We start from the raw sequence: 18,711 nt of genomic DNA, 5'->3' as shown, positions 1-18,711 counted from the left end.
GCGGCCCGCTCGGCGAGCTCGCCGACGCGCTCGCCGACCCGGCCGACGTGCTCGGCGCCCGCGCCCGGCACCTGGGCGAGGCCCTGGCGGAGGCGCCGGGCTGGCCGGAGCGGTTCGCGCTGCTCGACGCGACGCTGCTGCGCTGGACGGCGGAGGCGGCCCCGGCGCCCGGGCCCGCGCCGGCCGTCCTGGAGGCGTGGCGGGTCCTGGAGCGCTCCGGCGGCGCGACACCGATCCACGAGGTCGCGTCGGAGACGGGCTGGAGCATGCGGCACCTGGAGAGCCGCTTCCGCGAGCAGCTCGGGATCGGCCCGAAGCAGCTCGCCCGCGTCCTGCGGCTCAACCGGGCGATCCGGCTGCTCACGGCGGGCAGGCCGGCGGCGGAGACGGCGGCCGAGTGCGGGCTGTACGACCAGGCGCACCTGAGCCGCGAGTTCACGGCCCTGACGGGGATGCCGCCGGGGCGGTTCCTGGCAGGCCGGGACACGGCGAGCGCCTGGATCGCGGGCTGACGGCCTGCGCGCGAGCACGTGCCGGGGCCGGTGCTCGACCCGGGGCCGGTGCGCGACGTGCGGTTTTTTCCAATACGGCGGCGTACAGCAGGCGTAAGCCTGGCGCACGCGTGCGATTGCGTACGCGACGCCGACAGACAAGGAACGAAATGAGCATGGGCATGGGGCTCCGCAAGAAGGCCGCTGTGGTCGCCGCCACCACCGCGCTGATCGCCGGCGCCGGTGTCGCCACGGCGGGTTCGGCGTGGGCCGGTTACAAGTGCGCGCCGGGCTACCACTGCGTGTTCGCCACCACGTACATGGCAGGCAGCGCCCAGCACAACTTCTTCAACAGCGACTACAACTTCACCGACGACTACTTCGACGCCGGCTACTCCGAAGACGGCTCCTCCCTGGTCGGCTACGGCGAGAACGTCAACGACCACGTGAACGCCGCGAGCAACTCCAGCACGGGCGGCTACGAGAGCCACTACTACCGGGACATCAACTTCCAGGGCGGGCTGCTGTTCTGCGTCAACCCCGGCAGCTCGGTGGACCTCGGTCTCGCGGACTGGCAGCGCCAGGCCAGCTCCCTGCAGCTGCGTCCCACGACGACGATCCACTGCTTCTGAGCCACACCCCCGCGGGCGTGGGCGGGTCCCGGTGCGACAGGGGTGCACCGGGGCCCGCCCTCCCGTCTCCGTACCGACGAAAGGCCTCCGTCACCATGCCCCGGTCCAGCCGCCGCGTCGGCCTCGCCCTCATCGCCGTCCTGGCGGGCGGAGCAGCCGCCGTCGGGGGAGCGATGCTGTCCTCGTCCGAAGCGGCACCGGCGCCGTCCGACGGCGCTCTCGCCACGGCCGCCGGGCTCGACCGGCTGCACGGCCTCCCACCCGTCACCGACCGCATGTTCGGTCACGCCGAAGTCCTGTCCAGGAGCGCCGAGGCTCAGCGCCAGTACTCCATCGCCTGCATGGCCGAGCACGGTTTCCGCTACGCGCCTCCGCCGACGCCGACGCCGGCGGAGGACGGCGATCAGCGGCCCCGGCCCTTCGGCCTGGAGGCCCCGCCCTCGGCCGCGCCCGCCCGGAAGCCGTTGGGCGAGACGCCTCCGAAGCCCGGCAGCGAAGCGGCGACCAAGGCGTACCAGCGGGCCCTGTTCGGCGACGAGGACAGGCGCGTCAGTGCCAAGGGCGCGCACGGCATGGCGGTGACCCGGCCCGGCGACGGCTGCCTGGCCGAGGCCGAGAAGCGGGTCCTCGGTGACGGCGTCGGCGGCCGGATGCGCTGGCTCCAGGTGCGGATCCTGCTGTTCGAGGCTCAGGAGCAGGCGCGTGCGAACGTCGAGAAGGACCCGGCGTTCCGGAACGCGACCGCTCGCTGGCAGCAGTGCATGAACGACTACGGATTCCCCGGGCAGCGCGACCCGAGCACGCTCCTGAAGACCCTGCCCACGCAGAGGGCCCGGCTGAACGGCCGCGACATCCTGAAGGCGGATCTGCGCTGCAAGGGCGAGACCGGGTATCTGACCATCGCGTACACCCGGCTCGCCGCCGTCCAGCAGGGCTGGCTCGACCGGAATCCGGCCGTCGAGAAGGACTGGCGGAAGCTGCTCGACCGTCAGGACAAGGCGGCGCGCGAGGTGCTCGCCACGAAGCCGCCCGTGCCCTCGGCCTCGGCGGCCTCCGCTACGAGCCCTGCGAGCTCTGCTCCTCGCTCGGGATGAACCGGCCGGTGCAGCTGCGCGGGCCGTCCTTCCCGCCCTTCTTCGGCAGGGCCGCGCAGACCCAGACGGAGCCGTCGTCCGGGGCCGCGATCAGCGGCGTGTAGACGTCCCGGTCGTAGTGGACGACATCGGCCTGGGCGGCGCCGTCGGAGTTGTTGACGACGACGGTGGCGCCGATCTCGGCGAAGGTGATGCGGCCCCAGGCGGCCTTGCAGGCGCGGCTGTAGCGCAGCTCGATGACGAGGTCCTTGGGGATGGAGCCGGTACGGACGGTGACCGCGTCGGCGCCGCAGTTCATCTTCTTCGGGTCCTTGCCCTCGCACCCGGTGGCCTCGCAGCCGGTGGCCGGGCCCGCGACCTTCACGATCGCCTTGGGCTTGGGCAGCTCGGCGTCGCCGGTAAGGGCGACGGCGGCGTACGTGCCGGCGCCGGCCACCAGGAGGACGGCGAGCACGAGCGCGGCCCACAGTCCGCGGCGCTTGCGCGGGGCCTCCTCCGGTTCCGGCGCGACCTCCGCGGCCTCCGGCCCCTCCGGCTCGCCCTCGGGCTCCGGCTCGGGGGCCGTGCGCCGGGCCTCCTCCTCGTCCCAGAGCGCGAGCAGCTGCGCCGGATCGGTGTCGCAGAGCCTCGCGAGGCTCTCCACGGCGTCACGCGGCGGGAACTGCTTGCCGTTGACCCAGCGCTCCCACGAGGACTTCGCGTAGTGGGTTTTCTCGCTGAGCTGCGCGAAGCTCGATCCCGACGCCTTCTTCAGCGCGAGTAGTTCGCTCGCCAGGCCCTTCCCCGCACGGTCCATCTTGACCGGTACTCCTGTCGTGCATGCTCATGCCAGTCATGAGCACGCACATATTAGAGCCGGTCGAGCAACCGGTTTTACATGCATCCGGCACGGATTCCGACGGTGAAACGGCGCCGGTCAGACGCAGCAGTCGGGCTCCAGACCGTGCGGCAGCCGCTCGCCGCCGAAGACCGCGACCGTCGCCTCCTCGCCGCCGAGCGCCGCCACCGCGAGCAGCAGCGAGCCGGCGGTCCAGGCGGTCTGCTCCTCGGGCCACACGGCCTTGTCGCCCTCCGTGGCGCCCTCGAAGACGTACCCCGTCCAGTACATGCCGTTCGCGGCGCGCAGGTGCTGGATGTCCTGGAGGACCGTGAGGGCCCGGTCGGACTCCCCCATCGCCCAGAGCGCGAGGGCGAGTTCGCAGCTCTCGCCGCCCGTGACCCACGGGTTGGGGACGACGCAGCGCACACCGAGGCCGGGGACGACGAAGGCGTCCCAGGAGGCCTCGATCCGCTCCTTGGCCTCGGACCCGGTGACCGCGCCACCGAGGACCGGGTAGTACCAGTCCATCGAGTAGCGGGACTTGTCGAGGAAGCGCTCGGGGTGCCGGCGGATCGCGTGGCCGAGGGCCCCGGCGGCCAGTTCCCAGTCGGGCTGCGCCTCCTCGCGGACCTCGGCGATGGCGAGGGCGCAGCGCAGCGCCTGGTGGATCGACGAACTGCCGGTGAGCAGCGCGTCGTTCACCGGTGTGCCGTCGTCCTCGCGCTTCCAGCCGATCTGGCCGCCGGGCTGCTGGAGCCCGAGGACGAACTCGACGGCCGCGTAGACGACGGGCCACATCCGGTCGAGGAAGGCGTCGTCGCCGGTGGAGAGGTAGTGGTGCCAGACGCCGACCGCGATGTACGCGACGAAGTTGGACTCGCGGCTCCGGTCGGTGACCTGCTCCGGGTCGCCGTCGTGATAGGCCGCGTACCAGGAGCCGTCACTGTTCTGCTGCCGGGCGAGCCACTCGTAGGCGCGGGCGGCGGCGTCGTGCTCGCCGGCCGCGTCCAGGGCCATGGCGGCCTCGGTGTGGTCCCACGGGTCCAGGTGGTGGCCCCGGAACCAGGGGATGGCGCCGTCCTCGCGCTGCACGGCGAGTATCCCGGCCACGGTCTGGGCGGCCTGCTCGGCGGTGAGCACCCCGGGCAGGACGAGGTGCTCGGCGATCCGCTCGGGAGAGGTCACCGGGCGTCGGCCTTGGGGAGGTGGGGCTTGGTCGCGTACGCCACGAAGCTCTTGCCGACGACCGGGTTGAGCAGCTGCTCGGCGACCCGGGTCAGGGCGGGCTTCTTCATGATGTCCCAGACCAGGAGCTTGTGGTACGCGCGGACCGGCAGCGCCTTGTCGTTGTCGACGCCGAAGGCGCACTTCAGCCACCAGTACGGCGAGTGCAGCGCGTGCGCGTGGTGGGTGCCGTACGGCTTGAGGCCGGCCTGCCGGATCTTGGCGAGCAGCTCGTCGGCCTTGTAGATGCGGATGTGGCCGCCCTCGACCTCGTGGTACGCGTCGGAGAGCGCCCAGCAGACCTTCTCGGGGCCGTACCGGGGCACGGTGATCGCGATCCGGCCGCCCGGCTTGAGGACGCGGACCATCTCGGCGAGCACGCCCTTGTCGTCGGGGATGTGCTCCATGACCTCGGAGATGATCACGACGTCGAAGGACTCGTCGGGGAACGGCAGGTTGAGGGCGTCGCCCTCCATCGCGGTGGCGGTCGCGCCGGCGGGGGCCTCACCGGCCTCCTTCATGGCGGCGAACCACTTGGCGACCTCGCGGATCTCCTCGCCGTTCTGGTCGAGCGCCACGACCTGCGCACCGCGCCGGTAGCACTCGAAGGCGTGCCGTCCCGCACCACAGCCCAGATCGAGCACACGATCGCCGGGGGCGAGCGGGAAGCGAGTGAAGTCGACGGTCAGCACGAGGACGCCCTGCTTTCGAGGTTGGAGACTGGTTGTGGGCAGGCGTTCCGCAGGGCGGAACGGGTGGGCACAACCCACCCACCGGGCTGCACCCGGCAACGATGGCGCGGTGTCACCGGCGGACTCCGGCGCCCTGCCGGGCCACCGCCTCCCGGTACAGCTCGGCGGTGCCCTGCGCGGCCCGCGCCCAGGTGAACCGCTCAAGGACACGAGCCCGCCCCGCGGCGCCGAGCCGGGCGCGGAGCTCGGGGTCGCCCAGGACCCGCCCCAGCGCAGCGGCCAGCGCCCCCGCGTCACCGGGCGGCACCGCCAGACACGTCTCCCCGTCGGCCCCGGCGACCTCGGGAATCGCCCCACCGGTCGTCGCGACCAGCGCGGTCCCCGTGGCCATGCCCTCGGCGGCCGGCAGCGAGAAGCCCTCGTACAGGGACGGCACGCAGGCGACCTGGGCGGACCGGTAGAGGTCCACGAGCTCCGCGTCGCTGATGCCCTTCACGAACTCGACGGCGCCATCCAGCCCGTACCGCTCGATCGCGGCGGCCACCGGCCCGTCCTCGGCGCGCTTGCCGACGACGACGAGGTGCGCCTCGGGGTTCTCCGTACGGAGCTTGGCGAGCGCCTCGATGAGGAAGACCAGGCCCTTGAGCGGGACGTCGGCGCTGGACGTGGTGACGATCCGGCCGGGGACCTCGGCGACGGACGGGTCCGGCGACCACAGGTCGGTGTCGGCGCCGATGTGGACGACGCGGATGCGGTCCTCCCGTACGCCCAGGTGCTCCACGATCTCCTGGCGTGAGGTGCCGGAGACGGTGAGGACGGACGGCAGCCGGCGGGCGACCTTCTTCTGCATGCCGGTGAAGGCGTACCAGCGGCGGACGGAGGCGCGGCGCTTCCAGTCGGCGGCGGCGTCGAGTTCGAGCCGCCGGTCGACGGTGATGGGGTGGTGGATCGTGGTGACGAGCGGCGCGCCGATCGCGCGCGGCCCGCCGAGGAGCCCGTAGCCGAGGGTCTGGTTGTCGTGGACGACGTCGAAGTCGCCGCGGCGGGCGGCGAGCATGCGCCGGGCCCGCAGGGAGAAGGTGAGCGGCTCGGGGAAGCCGCCGGTCCACATGGTGGCGACTTCGAGCGCGTCGATCCAGTCCCGGTACTCCTCGCGCTTCGGGGTCCGGAAGGGGTCCGGCGAGCGGTAGAGGTCAAGGCTGGCGATCTCGGTGAGCTTGAGGCCCTCCAGGTCCTCGCCCTCGTCGAGGACGGGGTACGGCTGGGAGCCGATGACCTCGACGCTGTGGCCGAGGCGGACGAGCTCGCGGGAGAGGTGCCGGACGTAGACGCCCTGGCCCCCGCAGAACGGGTTCCCCTTGTACGTGAGGAGAGCGATCCGCAACGGACGGTCACCGGCCGCGGTGCCGCCCTGTCGGGGGCTTGCCTCTATGGCCTCAGCGGTCATGCGCGACCCCCTTCGAGCGTGCGTTTCGCGGGAGCGTAACCGCTCGCGCTAATCTAGAACAAGTTACAGACTTGATCGTTCTTGATCCTTCAAGGAGCACAGAATCTACCGGCAGGTAGCTCCGTGGTGAGAGCCGGAACAGGTGATTCGCGCCACGGCGGCGGCACGGCCATACTGTCGCTCCCCACCGAACGGAAGCCGCACGGAACGGGACCTCATGACCGCAGACAGCAGAGCGGACCACAGAGCCGCGTCGCCGCCCCTCACGGAGCGCCAGGAGGCACGGCGGCGCCGCATCCTCGACGCCAGCGCCCAGCTCGCGGCCCGGGGCGGCTTCGACGCCGTGCAGATGCGGGAGGTCGCCGAGGCGGCGGGGGTCGCCCTCGGCACCCTGTACCGGTACTTCCCGTCCAAGATCCATCTGCTGGTCGCGACGATGCAGGACCAGCTCCAGCACATGCACACCACCCTGCGGAAGCGGCCGCCCGCCGGCGCGAACCCGGCGGAGCGGGTCGCCGAGACCCTGATGCGCGCCTTCCGGGCTCTGCAGCGGGAACCGCAGCTGGCCGACGCGATGGTGCGGGCGCTGACCTTCGCGGACCGCAGCGTGAGCCCCGAGGTCGACACGGTCTCCCGGGTGACGACCGCGATCATCCTGGACGCGATGGGTGCGGAACACCCGACCCCGAGCCAGCTCTCGGTGGTCCGGGTGATCGAGCACACCTGGCACTCCGCGCTGATCACCTGGCTGTCCGGACGCGCCTCGATCGCACAGGTGAAGATCGACATCGAGACGGTCTGCCGGCTGATCGACCTGACCGCCCCCGGGGCGGGCACCGCTCCCGGGGGCGAGTGACCTCAGGGCTTCTTGTTCTTCTTCAGGTCGGCCGCGAAGAGCGCCTCGCACTCCGGGCCGGTGTCGGTGGCGATGAACATCACCATCTTCAGCGGGCCGGTGGAGTGGTTGCTGGCCTTGAGCTGCCAGCCGCTCTTCGTGAAGGTCTTGATCTCCGAACCGCCCTGCGCGAGGCCCTTGCCCTCGGCCCAGCCGCCCTTGGCGAGGGCCGTGACCGTGCCGTCGTAGGACTTCTTCGGGTCGGCCGCCTTCTCGGCGTCGGCGTTCCAGGTGACCATGCAGTTCTTCAGCTCGGGCGCCACCGGGTCGCCGGTGGGATCCTCGGTGAAGCCGGCGGCGGTCGCCGCGCCCTCGATCTCCTTGCTCACCGCGTCGGCGGTCAGCGTGCCGTCGCCCGCCTCCGAACCCCCGCCCGAACCGCCCGTCGAAGCCGAGCCGGCCGAGGACGAACCGCCCTTGTCCGTGCCGCCCTCGCTGCCACAACCCGAGACGAGCAGCGCCACACCGGCGGCCGCGGCCACCCACATCGCCTTGCGCACAACACTCCCGATTCCGCGCGCACGAAGGCCCCTTGCCCCCGTGATCAAGGGGCCTAGTTTTGCACGTGGAAACGGCTGCTCGTCCCGACAGGGCTACTCCTCCGGCGGGAACACCGGTTCCCCGCCGTCCGCCAGGGTGATGAGGATGGCCTCCACCGGGCAGCCCTCGGCCGCCGCGAGGAGCCGTTCGCCCGCGTCCGCCTCCGGTTCCACCGGGTGGGACTGGCGGGCCGTGTCGAGCCGGAAGCCGTCCGGGGCGTGGTTGACGCACATGCCGGAGCCGATGCAGACGCTCCGGTCGACCTCGACGTGCCAGCGGTCCCCCATCACGCCCCGCCCTCGTAGCCGCCGGGCAGGTGGATCATCTTGTGCTCCAGGTACTCACCGAAGCCCTCGGGGCCGAACTCCCGGCCCAGGCCCGAGTTCTTGTAGCCGCCGAAGGGGCCGAGCATGTCGAGGCTGAAGGTGTTGACGTTGAAGGTGCCGGTGCGGACGCCACGGGCGAAGTCGATGCCGTGCTCCACGTCCCCGGTCCAGACGCTGCCGCTGAGCCCGAAGTCGGAGTCGTTCGCGATCCGCCGGGCCTCGGCCTCGTCCCCGTACGGCAGGAGGCAGATGACCGGACCGAAGATCTCCTCGCGGGCGATCCGCATGGAGTTGTCGACGTCGCCGAAGAGGGTCGGCTCGACGTACCAGCCGCGCTCCAGGCCGGCCGGACGTCCGCCGCCGGTGAGGACCTTGGCGCCCTCGGCCTGCCCGATCCCGATGTAGTCGAGGGAGCGCTGCTGCTGGCGCCGGGCGACGAGCGGACCGACCTGGGTGGCCGGATCGAGCGGGTCGCCGACGACGAGCGCGCCGGCCGCCGCCGCGAGGGCCTCGGCGATCTCCTCGTACCGCGAGCGGGGCGCGAGGATGCGGGTCTGGGCCACGCACGCCTGCCCGTTGTTCATCCAGGCGGCCGGGACGATCCCGGCGACGGCGGTCGCCACGTCCGCGTCGGGGAGGATCACGGCGGCCGACTTGCCGCCCAGTTCGAGGGTGACGCGGGTGAGGTTGCGGGAGGCGACCTCCATGACCCGCTTGCCGGCGGCGACCGAGCCGGTGAAGGAGACCTTGTCGACGCCGGGGTGGCCGACGAGGTACTCGCTGACCTCGCGGTCGGCGGGCAGGATCGACAGGACCCCCTCCGGGAGCCCGGCCTCCGCGGCGATCTCGCCGAGGATGTACGAGTCGAGCGGCGACTCCGGCGAGGGCTTGAGGACCACCGTGCAGCCGGCGAGCAGCGCGGGCCCCAGCTTGGCGGCGGCGGTGAACTGCGGCACGTTCCACGGGACGACGGCCGCGACCACCCCGACCGGCTCGCGCCGCACGAGCAGCGGCCCGAGGACACCGCCGCGCCGCTCCTCGTACGGGAAGTCCCGGGCGACGGTGATCGCCGCGTCCCAGACCATCATCGCGCCGAGCGCCTGGGCGAGGACGGACCAGGAGTACGGGGAGCCGTTCTGGGAGCTGATGACGCGGCCGATCTCCTCGTACCGGACGGCGATCGCGTCCTTGATGCGGGTGACGACCGCGATCCGCTCCTCGACGGTCATCCGGGGCCATGGACCGTGGTCGAAGGCGGCGCGGGCGGCGGCCACGGCCCGGTCGACATCGGCCTCGGAGGCGTGCGGGACACGGCCGATGACCTGCTCGGTGTGCGGGGAGATCACCTCGATGACCCCCTCGCCGAGGGGATCGGTCAACTCCCCGCCGATGAACAGCCTTCCGTGCTCCACAAGCTCGGTCATGACCGCTGCCTCCCGAGGAGATGGAATTGCTCGTTGAAGTTCCGACGATGTTCCTGACGGTGCTTCAGAACTGATACCAGTTCTAGTTATACTTGGCCAGACTTGAGGCCGAACCGGCCCCCACCAGCAGCTTTGCCACTGGTGGGGGCCGTCGTCATGCCGCCTGGGCCGTCTGTGGGCCGTCGGGTGCTCCGCCGCGTGCCTTGTGGACGTCGTCGACGGCCTTCCGCGTGCGGCTCTCGCCGCCCGGCATGAGGTGGGTGTAGGTCCTCGGCGTGAAGCCGGGGTCGGCGTGCCCCAGGCAGCCGCTCAACGCCTCGATGTTCCCGCCCGCGTCGAGCAGCGCGGAGGCGCAGAACGGCCTCAGCGCGTGCATCCCGTCCTCGCGCGACTCCTTGGGCCCCCGGTTCAGGCGCCGGAATGACGTCTGCGGCCAGCGCACGGCTCACGCGTGCGGGCAGGGGAATGTCACGCACCTTGCCGTGCTTCGGCGGGGCGAAGACGGCTCGGCCACCGATGGGCTTCACCTGACAGCCGACGTGCAACCACCCGGCGAGGAAGCCGACTTCGCCGACCGGAAGCCGGGCGGGCCGGTGCGCTTCCGGCGCCACTGGTAGACGGTCTCCGGCGGCACGCCGAACGGTTCGGCACGTCGCCGTTCCAGCGGCTGATCGCTGCCACAGCCGCGCGCCGCAGGGGTGAATCCTCAAGCAGGAGGGCGCCCACGTAGCCGTCCAGTGCCGCCGCCCCGAAGCCGGCGAACGCCCGCAATAGTCGACCCGGCGGCTCGACGCGCCCGGGTCGCGGCAGGCTGCCCGCACCACCCGCCGCCGGTTGCATCGACGGGCACTCCCGGTCGGGGAGCGCCACGGACAGCCAGGGCTTAGCCGCCACCCGAGTTGGCCGAGGCCGAACCACCTGAGTTCCAGCCGGAGTTGGGCTGCGGCCGTTCGCGCGTGCTGCGCTCGGTGCGCAGCAGCACCACAACCCCAGCCGGGCCGAGCAGAGCCTTCAAGGCGTCGGCGAGCCGCCGCGGGTCGCCGCCGAACGGGAGCTCGATCCGCTCCCGGGCGTCCCCCAGGACGAGTTCCAGCGCGAGCGTGGAGACGGCCGGCTTGTAGTCCCCCTGGTACGGCTCCACCACCTTGTGCGTCAGCCACACCTCGCGCAGGGTCGTGACGGGCAGCCAGACGTCCGGCCCGGCAGCCCGGACCAACCGCAGGGACGCGGGCGCCTCGGCCGGCGCGAACTCCATCCGCAGGATGTCCCGGGCCCGGGAAAAGGCCATCGCCGGCCAGCCGATCAGGTACTCCAGCCCGGCGATCACCCCCACCACCACGAACACGGTCGACGCCCGCGCCCCGGCCAGCGCCATCCAGAGGGCGACGACCAGGGTCGGCACACCCAAGGCGAGCGGAACGAACAGCGCCGGCCCCACCGACATCAGCACGTTCCACACCCGCCCGGCCGGCCCCGCGCGCAGGACCAGATCCGTCGAGTCGGGGCCTTGTCTCAACAAGGGATCGATGGCCATGCCTCCAGCGTAAGACCAGTCCGCAAGAGCGCCTCGACCCCAACCGGCCTATGGCGCACGGCTCCTGACGGTCCATAGTCCTCAGCCGGCGGGCGCGGCGGGCTCCCGGCGCTCGAACCACGGGTCGGGCCACTGCTCGGCGGCGGCCATCGGCGACCCGTGCGGCGCGGTCGTCGGGCACACCCTCGCCCAGTGCGCAGGAGCAGGGTTCAGCCCCCTCTCAGTCGGGCCGCGCGTGGGCCGCACGAGGGGGGCCGACGTCGACCGACAACAACCGATCGTGACGACTCGATTGCAGGTCAGCGGCGGGGAAAAGTCTCCGCCCCGCAGGCTCTTCTGACGAACAGTCAGTTCTAGTTATGGTGGGCAATGGTCGTACCGGTACGCAGAGACGAGGACGCTCATGACACAGGTGCCCCAGGTGACCGAGCACGGCGGAGGCGTCTGGTCCCTGCGGGTGCCCATCCCGGACAATCCACTGGGCCACACTTTGGTCCACGTCCTCGACACCGACCGCGGCCCGGTCCTCGTCGACACGGGCTGGGACGACCCGGCCTCCTGGACCGAACTCACCGGCGGTCTGGGCGCCCTGGGCCTCTCCGTCACGGAGGTCCACGGGGTCGTCATCACCCACCACCACCCCGACCACCACGGACTCTCCGGCCGGGTCCGCGAGGAGTCCGGGGCCTGGATCGCCATGCACGCCGCCGACACGGCCGTCGTCCGCCGCACCCGCGCGTCCGAACCCGGCACCTGGTTCGACTACCTCGCCCGCAAACTCGCCGCCGTCGGCGCCCCCGAGGACCACATCGCCCCGCTGCGGGCCGCCCGCGCCGCAGGCAGGATGCGGACCCTGCCCGGTCTCCGCTCGGCCCTCCCCGACCGCGAGATCGTCCCCGGCGAACTCCTCGACCTGGCCGGGCGGCGGTTGCGCGCGATCTGGACTCCCGGCCACACCCCCGGGCACGTCTGCCTCCACCTGGAGGAGGAGCACCCCTCCCGGCTGCCCGGCCACGGCCGGCTCTTCTCCGGCGACCACCTGCTGCCCGGGATCTCCCCGCACATCGGCCTGTACGAGGACCCCGACGAGGCCACGGAGACGGACCCCCTCGGCGACTACCTCGACTCCCTCGAACGGATCGGCCGCCTCGGGGTCGCCGAGGTCCTCCCCGCCCACCAGTACGCCTTCACCGACGCCGCCGGCCGGGTGCGCGAACTCCTCGACCACCACGAGGAACGCCTCACCGGCCTCCTCGGCCTCCTCGCCACCCCGCTCACACCGTGGCAGCTCGCGGAGCGCATGGAGTGGAACCGCCCCTGGGACCAGATCCCTTACGGCTCCCGCAACATCGCCGTCAGCGAGGCCGAGGCCCACCTCCGCCGCCTGGTGAAGCTCGGCCGCGCGGAGCCGGTGGCGGGCACGGACCCGGTCGCGTACGTCGCGGTGTGAGTCCCCGCCTCAGGCCTTGAACAGGCGGATGAGGGACATGACCAGGACCAGCGGGGAGATGCCGCCGCCGAGCAGCATCGACGGGCCCGCCACCCACCACAACCAGTGCTGCCCGCCGTGCTCGTAGTAGTCGTAACCGTTGTGGACGAAGAGGAACCAGAGGACGTGCAGGGTCAGTACGGCGATCAGCGCGATCCAGTACAGGGCGATCCCGACCGACCACAGCCGGACCCGGCCGGGCGGGACCGTGAGCAGCCGCCCCCGGTAGCCCTGGAGTCCGACCATCGCGGCGATCAGGAGGAGGGTCGCGGGGACGCGCCACCAGTCGTCCATCGCCCACTGGTAGGGGCCCTGCGCCTGGTCGGAGACCGAGGGGTACGCCACCGCCTTGTCCATGAGGTCGACCCCGCCCACGAGGAAGACCACCATCGGCACCAGGTAGAACAGCCCGAGGACCGGCCTCCCCAGACCCGTGGTCAGCGTCCGCACGGCACGCTCCCGCGCGGACGGCACCCCCGTCCCCGTCGAGGAGGCCCGGGCCCGCGCCCCGACGGCCGGCCCGCGGGTGGCGGCGCGGGCACGCGGTACGGCGGAGGACCGGGCGGGCGCGGACGCGGACGGCCGGGCGGGCGCAGGCGCGGAGGACCGGGCGGGCGTCGGCGCGGACGGCCCCGTGGCGCGCGCCCGGACCGGCTTCGGGGCGGGCTCCGGCGCGGGCAGGACGGCCGTCCGGGGCGGCCCGGTGCGCGGCTGGGCGACGGTGACGGCGGCCGGCCCCGGGTCGGCGGCGGTCTCCGCCGCGCCCGGCCGGGGCTCCGGATCGGGCTCGGGCTCCGTTCCCCGTCCCCTGCCCGCTGGAGGCGCCGACGCAGGCTCCCGCTCCGGCTCGGGCTCGAACTCCGCCTCCGCGTTGAGCAGTTCCTCCGCCTTCTGCGCGATGGCCGCGACCACCGGCGCCGGCAGCCAGCTCCCCGACTCCTCCCGGTGGGCGTCCGCGGTCGCGGCGAGTTCGGCCACCGGCGGGCGGTCCTCCGGCCGCTTGGCCAGGCAGCGCCGTACGAGCTCCGCGAGCGGCCCCTCGACCCCGGCGAGGTCGGGCTCGTGGTGGACGAGGCGGTAGAGCAGCTCCGCCACCGAGCCGCCGCCGAAGGGCCCGCGCCCGGTCGCCGCGAACGCGAGGACCGCGCCGAGCGAGAAGAGGTCCGCGGCGGGCCCGACCGTCCGCCCCTCCGCCTGCTCCGGCGACATGAAACCGGGCGAGCCGACGACCAGACCCGTCCCCGTCAGGGCCGTCTCGTCGGCGGAGCGCGCGATGCCGAAGTCGATGAGCAGCGGTCCGGACGACGAGAGCAGCACGTTGGACGGTTTGACGTCCCGGTGCACGAGCCCCGCCCGGTGCACGCCGTCGAGGGCGTGCGCGAGGCCGGAGAGCAGCCGCCAGAGGGCCGGTTCGGGGAGCGGTCCGTGCGCCAGGACCGCCTCGGAGAGCGCAGGACCGGGCACGTACGCGGTGGCTAGCCAGGGCACCTCGGCGTCGGGGTCGGCGTCGAGGACCGGGACCGTGCCGGCGCCGCGTAAGGACTGGGCGGCCCGCACCTCACGGGCGAAGCGCGTGCGGAAGCCCGGGTCGCCGGTGAGCGCGCCGTGCACCACCTTGAGCGCGACCGTTCGGCCGCCCCGCGAACGGCCCAGGTAGACGCGGCCCATGCCGCCCTCGCCCAACCGGTAGAGGAGCCGGTAGGGACCGATCCCCCGCGGGTCGCTCCCGGTCAACGCCCGCATTCCGCACCCCCGTGAAGACGCCGTCGGCATGTCGTCGTGGCGGCGCCAGCATGGCACAGCGATCACTCTCCCGGCAGACGATCGGCGGACCCGCTTCCGGCCGGGTGTGAGGCGCCTCGCACCCCCGGGGCGGCGGGCGTACGGGCCGGTAGAGTGAGCGGGTCGTCATCATGCCCGTACGGGGGGAAGCCGGTGAAAATCCGGCACTGACCGCGCAGCCGTGAGCCGCTCCTCGGGGAGCGGTGAGTCGGAATGCCCCGCCCGGGACATGACCGCCGGCACCGTCGAGGAATACGGAGCCGGAGCCTGGTGCCCCCGAGGCGTGCCGGTGCCCGGCCGCAGGAGAGGGCCCCATGAACACCGTCCGCCGCGGCGCCGCCGCGCTCGCCGCCGCCGCAGTCGTGCTCGGCACCGCCGCCGGGGCGGCCTCCGCCGCGCCCTCGCCGTCGCCCTCCGTCGGCACCCCCGTGCCCGGCCTGTACGGCACGAAGGACCCGACGTACGACGGTGTCTGGCGGCAGTCGCTCGCCTTCCTCGCCCAGCGCGGCACCGGCTACCAGCCCGCCGACCGGGCCGTGGACTGGCTCCTGGGCCAGCAGTGCGCCGACGGCTCGTTCGCCTCGTACCGCGCGGACGTGACGAAGGCCTGCGACGCGAAGACGATGCGGGACACCAACGCCACCGCCGTCGCCGTCCAGGCGCTCCGCGCCGTGCGCCGTCAGTCCGCCGCCCCGGAGAAGATCGACAAGGCCGTCAAGGCCGGCTCCGACTGGCTGCGGACCGTGCAGAACAAGGACGGCGGCTGGGGCTACGGCGTCGGCGGCGCGAGCGACGCCAACTCCACGTCGGTCGTCGTCGGCGCGCTCGCCGCGATCGGTGTGCGGCCCGGCCAGTTCACCTCCGCCGAGGGCCGCACCCCGTACGACGCGCTCCTCTCCTTCGCCCTGCCCTGCTCCGACAAGGACGGCGCAGGGGCGTTCGCGTACCAGCCGGACAAGACCGGCAAGCTCCTCGCCAACGCCGACGCCACCGCGGCGGCCACCCTCGCCGGGCTCGGCAAGAGCGTCGTCGCCACCAAGGCCTCCCCCGAGCAGCCGCCGACCTGCACCGACCTGTCGAAGCCGACCGTCGAGCGGGCCGCGCTGAACGGCGCCTCGTACCTCTCGAAGGCCCTCGCGAAGACCGGCCACCTCGCCCTGCCGCCGATGCCCGGCGCCACCGACACCACCGAGCAGCCCGACGTCGGCAACACCGCCGACGCCGTCGTCGCGCTCGCCGCCGCCGGCGCCGCGAAGGAGGCCGAACCGGCGCTCGCGTGGCTGGAGAAGAACTCCGCCGCCTGGGCGAAGGAGGGCGGCCCGGCCGCGTACGCGCAGCTGATCCTGGCGGCCCGTGCGACGGACACCGACCCGCGCGAGTTCGGCACGGTGGACCTGGTCGAGCAGCTCAACGCCACCGGCCCCGCGCCCAAGGCCCCGGACACCTCCGCCTCCTCCACCAGCGACGAGGGGGAGTCCGGCTTCGACGTCTGGTGGATCATCGGCATCGGCATGGTCGTCGGCGTCGGCATCGGCTTCCTCGTGAGCGGCCGCAAGAAGTGAGCCGTACGGGGATACGGGCCGCGGGCGCCGCGGCGGGGGCGCTCCTGGCCCTGGCCGCGGCGGCTCCGGCACAGGCGGCCGGTTACCGCTACTGGTCGTTCTGGGAGAGCGACGGCGGGAAGCCCTGGGCGTACGCCACGCAGGGCCCGGCGACCGCCCGGCCGGCGGACGGCGACGCCCTCGGCTTCCGCTTCGCGATCAGCAACGGCACGGAGGACACCTCCCGGCCCTCCGTGGCCCCCGACTTCCCGGGGATCTGCGGGGGCGTGGAGAAGAAGGACGGGACGAAGCGGATCGCGGTCGTCGTCGACTTCGGCGGCCCGGTGGACGCGCCGCCCGGGGAGACCCCGCCGAAGAAGCCGATCGAGGTCGGCTGCGCGGAGGTCCGCGAGGACGCGACGGGCGCGGAGGCGCTGGCGGCGGTGGCGAAGCCGCTGCGGTACGACAGCGCGGCCATGCTGTGCGGGATCGCGGGGTACCCGGCGAAGGGCTGCGGCGAACAGGTCGAGGAGACCGGGAAGAAGACCCCGGCGCCGACGGCTCCGGCCTCTCCGGACGGGAAGGGCGGCGGCCCGTCCTTCGGCGTACTCGCGGGCGGGGCGGCGGTCCTGGCCCTGGGCGGGGCGGCGATCTGGAAGGCCCGCCGGCGCGGATGACGCGGATGAGTACGGCCCGGAGCGTGTCCACGGCGTCGGCCCGGAGCGTGTTCACGGCCCCCGAGGCGAGCCGGGCCAACGCCCTGCACGCGGGCGCGTGGTGGCTGTGGGCGCTCGGCCTGGCCGTCGCCGCGTCCAGGACCACGAACCCGCTGCTGCTCGGACTGCTCGTCGGGGTGGCGGGTTATGTGGTGGCGGCGCGGCGTACGGACGCGCCCTGGGCCCGCTCGTACGGCGCGTTCGTGAAGCTGGGCCTGTTCGTCGTGGCGCTGCGGCTGGTCTTCTCCCTCCTCCTCGGCTCCCCGATCCCCGGTGAGCACGAGCTGTTCACCCTCCCCGAGGTGCCGCTGCCGGACTGGGCGCAGGGGGTGCGGATCGGGGGCCGGGTGACGGTCGAGCAGCTGGTGTTCGCGCTGTACGACGGCGCGAAGCTGGCGACCCTGCTGATCTGCGTGGGCGCCGCGAACGCGCTCGCCAACCCGGCACGACTCCTCAAGTCGCTGCCGGGGGCGCTGTACGAGGCCGGGGTCGCCGTCGTCGTGGCGATGACCTTCGCGCCGAACATGGTCGCCGACGTGGTCCGGCTGCGGACCGCCCGCCGACTGCGCGGCCGGCCCACGGGCGGGGTGCGGGCGGTGCTCCAGATCGGGCTGCCGGTCCTGGAGGGAGCGCTGGAACGGTCGATCGCGGTGGCGGCGTCGATGGACGCGCGGGGCTACGGACGGACGGCCCGGGTCCCGGCGGCGGTACGCCGCACCACGAACGTCCTGACCCTGGGTGGTCTCCTCGGCATCTGCGCGGGCTCGTACGGCCTGTTGGCGGCGGAGGGCGCGGAATACGGACTCCCGCTCCTCCTCGCCGGGCTCGTCGCGGCGATGGCCGGGCTGCGGCTCGGCGGGCGGCGGACGGTCCGTACGCGCTACCGCCCCGACCTCTGGGGCGCGCGGGCGTGGCTGGTCGCGGGCTCCGGGGCGGCGGTCGCGGTCCTGATGATCCGGGCGAACGCGTACGCGCCGGAGGCACTGCACCCCGGGGTCGTCCCGCTGGAGGCTCCGGAGCTGCCGCTGTGGCCGGCGGCGTCGGTCCTGGTGGGCCTGCTCCCGGCGTGGGTGGCGCCGAAACCCAAGGAGATCGTGTGATCCGCTTCGAAAACGTCTCGGTGCGCTACGAGGAGGACGCCGAGCCGACGCTCCGGAACGTGAACCTCACCGTCCCCGAGGGCGAACTGGTCCTCCTGGTCGGCCCGTCGGGCGTGGGCAAGTCGACCCTCCTGGGCGCGGTGTCGGGCCTCGTCCCCCACTTCACGGGCGGCACCCTGACCGGACGGGTGACGGTCGACGGCCGCGACACCCGCACGCATCCGCCGCGCGAGCTCGCGGACCTGGTGGGGACGGTGGGGCAGGACCCGTCCGCGCACTTCGTCACGGACACGGTGGAGGACGAGCTCGCGTACGGCATGGAGTCCCTGGGCCTGGCGCCGGGAGTGATGCGCCGCCGGGTCGAGGAGACCCTCGACCTCCTGGGCCTCGCGGAACTCCGCGACCGCCCGATCGCGACGCTCTCCGGCGGCCAGCGCCAGCGGGTCGCGATCGGCTCCGTCCTGACCCCGCACCCGAAGGTCCTCGTCCTCGACGAACCGACGTCCGCGCTCGACCCGTCGGCGGCGGAGGACGTCCTCGCGGTCCTCCAGCGCCTGGTCCACGACCTCGGCACGACGGTCCTCCTGGCGGAACACCGCCTGGAGCGCGTCGTGCAGTACGCGGACCAGGTCATCCTCCTGCCGGACGCGGTGATGGGCCCCCCGGCGGAGATCATGTCGATCTCGCCGGTGCACCCGCCGGTGGTGGCGCTGGGCCGCCTCGCGGGCTGGGCCCCGCTGCCGCTGACGGTGCGGGATGCCCGACGGAGGGCGGCGCCCCTGAAGGCCGACCTGGAGGGCCGGACACCGACGGGCCCTGCGGGGCTCCTCCCCCACCCCGCCCGAAATACAGCCCCGTCGGCGCTTGAGGCGCGGGGGACCGAATCAGCCCCGCCGGCGCTTGAGGCGCGGGGGACCGAATCAGCCCCGCCGGCGTTTGAGGCACGGGGGACCGAATCAGCCCC

The 18,711-nt window shown here is 73.3% G+C and carries 19 protein-coding genes, 1 pseudogene and 1 riboswitch; of the genes and pseudogenes, 9 read left to right on the top strand and 11 right to left on the bottom strand.

Going from position 1 to position 18,711, the window contains the following annotated elements; all coding sequences use genetic code 11:
* The 3 genes from CCN56_RS24450 to CCN56_RS24440 all read left to right on the top strand — a co-directional run.
* Window positions 1-512 (top strand): helix-turn-helix transcriptional regulator (locus CCN56_RS24450; protein WP_143664612.1); only part of this gene is annotated, 512 nt, incomplete at its 5' end.
* Between the two features lie 149 nt (window positions 513-661).
* Window positions 662-1,123: a hypothetical protein gene (locus tag CCN56_RS24445; protein WP_143664611.1), complete on the top strand. Its 462-nt coding sequence runs from the start codon at window positions 662-664 to the stop codon at window positions 1,121-1,123.
* Window positions 1,124-1,218: 95 nt separating this feature from the next.
* On the top strand, window positions 1,219-2,217 hold the full coding sequence (locus tag CCN56_RS24440; protein ID WP_086830022.1) for a hypothetical protein: 999 nt from the start codon (window positions 1,219-1,221) through the stop codon (window positions 2,215-2,217).
* On the opposite strand, the gene CCN56_RS24435 is transcribed toward CCN56_RS24440, so the two are convergent.
* The 4 genes from CCN56_RS24435 to CCN56_RS24420 all read right to left on the bottom strand — a co-directional run bounded on the left by CCN56_RS24435 (window position 2,180) and on the right by CCN56_RS24420 (window position 6,400).
* Complete coding sequence (locus CCN56_RS24435) at window positions 2,180-3,013, bottom strand: DUF2690 domain-containing protein (protein WP_086830020.1); 834 nt, start codon at window positions 3,011-3,013, stop codon at window positions 2,180-2,182. The genes CCN56_RS24440 and CCN56_RS24435 overlap by 38 nt on opposite strands.
* A 120-nt stretch (window positions 3,014-3,133) precedes the next feature.
* Window positions 3,134-4,222, bottom strand: coding sequence for a prenyltransferase (locus tag CCN56_RS24430; protein WP_086830018.1), 1,089 nt, complete (start codon window positions 4,220-4,222; stop codon window positions 3,134-3,136).
* On the bottom strand, window positions 4,219-4,953 hold the full coding sequence (locus tag CCN56_RS24425; protein ID WP_086830016.1) for a class I SAM-dependent methyltransferase: 735 nt from the start codon (window positions 4,951-4,953) through the stop codon (window positions 4,219-4,221). The genes CCN56_RS24430 and CCN56_RS24425 overlap by 4 nt, the downstream gene beginning before the upstream one ends.
* Window positions 4,954-5,065: 112 nt before the next feature.
* Window positions 5,066-6,400, bottom strand: a complete 1,335-nt coding sequence (locus tag CCN56_RS24420; protein ID WP_086830014.1) for a glycosyltransferase family 4 protein — start codon at window positions 6,398-6,400, stop codon at window positions 5,066-5,068.
* Window positions 6,401-6,617: 217 nt separating this feature from the next.
* Here CCN56_RS24420 and CCN56_RS24415 point away from each other — a divergent pair, with 217 nt between their 5' ends.
* A complete protein-coding gene (locus CCN56_RS24415) occupies window positions 6,618-7,256 on the top strand; it encodes a TetR family transcriptional regulator (RefSeq protein WP_086830012.1) in 639 nt (212 codons plus the stop codon).
* Between the two features lie 2 nt (window positions 7,257-7,258).
* On the opposite strand, the gene CCN56_RS24410 is transcribed toward CCN56_RS24415, so the two are convergent.
* The 6 genes and pseudogenes from CCN56_RS24410 to CCN56_RS24390 form a co-directional block, all read right to left on the bottom strand.
* Window positions 7,259-7,795, bottom strand: a complete 537-nt coding sequence (locus CCN56_RS24410) for a hypothetical protein (RefSeq protein ID WP_086830010.1) — start codon at window positions 7,793-7,795, stop codon at window positions 7,259-7,261.
* A gap of 93 nt (window positions 7,796-7,888) precedes the next feature.
* The gene (locus CCN56_RS24405; RefSeq protein WP_086830008.1) at window positions 7,889-8,122 is read right to left on the bottom strand and encodes a ferredoxin; all 234 of its coding nucleotides are present in this window, start codon (window positions 8,120-8,122) and stop codon (window positions 7,889-7,891) included.
* Complete coding sequence (locus CCN56_RS24400; protein WP_086830006.1) at window positions 8,122-9,585, bottom strand: aldehyde dehydrogenase; 1,464 nt, start codon at window positions 9,583-9,585, stop codon at window positions 8,122-8,124. Before CCN56_RS24400 ends, CCN56_RS24405 begins: the two co-directional genes overlap by 1 nt.
* Before the next feature lie 154 nt (window positions 9,586-9,739).
* The gene (locus CCN56_RS43380) at window positions 9,740-10,027 is read right to left on the bottom strand and encodes an integrase (RefSeq protein WP_373412895.1); all 288 of its coding nucleotides are present in this window, start codon (window positions 10,025-10,027) and stop codon (window positions 9,740-9,742) included.
* 123 nt (window positions 10,028-10,150) lie between these two features.
* Window positions 10,151-10,234, bottom strand: a pseudogene (locus CCN56_RS44810) (DNA-binding protein); the annotation flags it as partial.
* A gap of 234 nt (window positions 10,235-10,468) precedes the next feature.
* Window positions 10,469-11,119: a hypothetical protein gene (locus CCN56_RS24390; protein ID WP_086830004.1), complete on the bottom strand. Its 651-nt coding sequence runs from the start codon at window positions 11,117-11,119 to the stop codon at window positions 10,469-10,471.
* Between the two features lie 403 nt (window positions 11,120-11,522).
* Here CCN56_RS24390 and CCN56_RS24385 point away from each other — a divergent pair, with 403 nt between their 5' ends.
* Window positions 11,523-12,569: an MBL fold metallo-hydrolase gene (locus CCN56_RS24385; RefSeq protein ID WP_179199972.1), complete on the top strand. Its 1,047-nt coding sequence runs from the start codon at window positions 11,523-11,525 to the stop codon at window positions 12,567-12,569.
* A 9-nt stretch (window positions 12,570-12,578) separates the two neighbouring features.
* Here the strand turns inward: CCN56_RS24385 and CCN56_RS45605 are convergent, their stop codons facing one another.
* Window positions 12,579-14,342 carry a protein kinase gene (locus CCN56_RS45605; protein WP_373412894.1) on the bottom strand — a complete coding sequence of 588 codons (1,764 nt, stop codon included), beginning with the start codon at window positions 14,340-14,342 and terminating at the stop codon, window positions 12,579-12,581.
* A 151-nt stretch (window positions 14,343-14,493) separates the two neighbouring features.
* Window positions 14,494-14,631, top strand: a riboswitch (cobalamin riboswitch).
* A gap of 73 nt (window positions 14,632-14,704) precedes the next feature.
* Between CCN56_RS45605 and CCN56_RS24375 the strand changes: the two genes are divergently transcribed.
* The 4 genes from CCN56_RS24375 to CCN56_RS24360 all read left to right on the top strand — a co-directional run.
* Window positions 14,705-15,952 (top strand): prenyltransferase/squalene oxidase repeat-containing protein, encoded by a 1,248-nt coding sequence (locus CCN56_RS24375; protein WP_086830002.1) that lies wholly within the window; start codon window positions 14,705-14,707, stop codon window positions 15,950-15,952.
* Entirely contained in the window at window positions 15,949-16,608 is a 660-nt protein-coding gene (locus CCN56_RS24370; RefSeq protein ID WP_086830000.1) for an SCO2322 family protein, read from the top strand. Before CCN56_RS24375 ends, CCN56_RS24370 begins: the two co-directional genes overlap by 4 nt.
* A 5-nt stretch (window positions 16,609-16,613) precedes the next feature.
* Window positions 16,614-17,747, top strand: coding sequence for an energy-coupling factor transporter transmembrane component T (locus CCN56_RS24365; RefSeq protein ID WP_086830025.1), 1,134 nt, complete (start codon window positions 16,614-16,616; stop codon window positions 17,745-17,747).
* Window positions 17,744-18,711, top strand: a 968-nt coding sequence (locus CCN56_RS24360; RefSeq protein WP_256962121.1) for an ABC transporter ATP-binding protein, incomplete at its 3' end; no start/stop codon positions are given. The genes CCN56_RS24365 and CCN56_RS24360, both read left to right, overlap by 4 nt.

The sequence above is a fragment of the Streptomyces sp. NRRL B-24572 genome, from assembly GCF_002156145.1.
GTDB classification, from domain to species: Bacteria; Actinomycetota; Actinomycetes; order Streptomycetales; family Streptomycetaceae; genus Streptomyces; species Streptomyces vietnamensis.
Note: the sequence above shows the minus strand (reverse complement) of the source record. Positions and strands in the feature narration are given on the sequence as shown.

Excerpts from the sequence above, each read along its gene's own strand:
- CCN56_RS24445 (WP_143664611.1), top strand. The coding sequence starts at position 662 with ATGAGCATGGGCATGGGGCTCCGCAAGAAGGCCGCTGTGGTCGCCGCC.
- CCN56_RS24440 (WP_086830022.1), top strand. The coding sequence starts at position 1,219 with ATGCCCCGGTCCAGCCGCCGCGTCGGCCTCGCCCTCATCGCCGTCCTG.
- CCN56_RS24435 (WP_086830020.1), bottom strand. The coding sequence starts at position 3,013 with ATGGACCGTGCGGGGAAGGGCCTGGCGAGCGAACTACTCGCGCTGAAG.
- CCN56_RS24420 (WP_086830014.1), bottom strand. The coding sequence starts at position 6,400 with ATGACCGCTGAGGCCATAGAGGCAAGCCCCCGACAGGGCGGCACCGCG.
- CCN56_RS24415 (WP_086830012.1), top strand. The coding sequence starts at position 6,618 with ATGACCGCAGACAGCAGAGCGGACCACAGAGCCGCGTCGCCGCCCCTC.
- CCN56_RS24405 (WP_086830008.1), bottom strand. The coding sequence starts at position 8,122 with ATGGGGGACCGCTGGCACGTCGAGGTCGACCGGAGCGTCTGCATCGGC.
- CCN56_RS24400 (WP_086830006.1), bottom strand. The coding sequence starts at position 9,585 with ATGACCGAGCTTGTGGAGCACGGAAGGCTGTTCATCGGCGGGGAGTTG.
- CCN56_RS24390 (WP_086830004.1), bottom strand. The coding sequence starts at position 11,119 with ATGGCCATCGATCCCTTGTTGAGACAAGGCCCCGACTCGACGGATCTG.
- CCN56_RS24385 (WP_179199972.1), top strand. The coding sequence starts at position 11,523 with ATGACACAGGTGCCCCAGGTGACCGAGCACGGCGGAGGCGTCTGGTCC.
- CCN56_RS24375 (WP_086830002.1), top strand. The coding sequence starts at position 14,705 with ATGAACACCGTCCGCCGCGGCGCCGCCGCGCTCGCCGCCGCCGCAGTC.
- CCN56_RS24365 (WP_086830025.1), top strand. The coding sequence starts at position 16,614 with ATGAGTACGGCCCGGAGCGTGTCCACGGCGTCGGCCCGGAGCGTGTTC.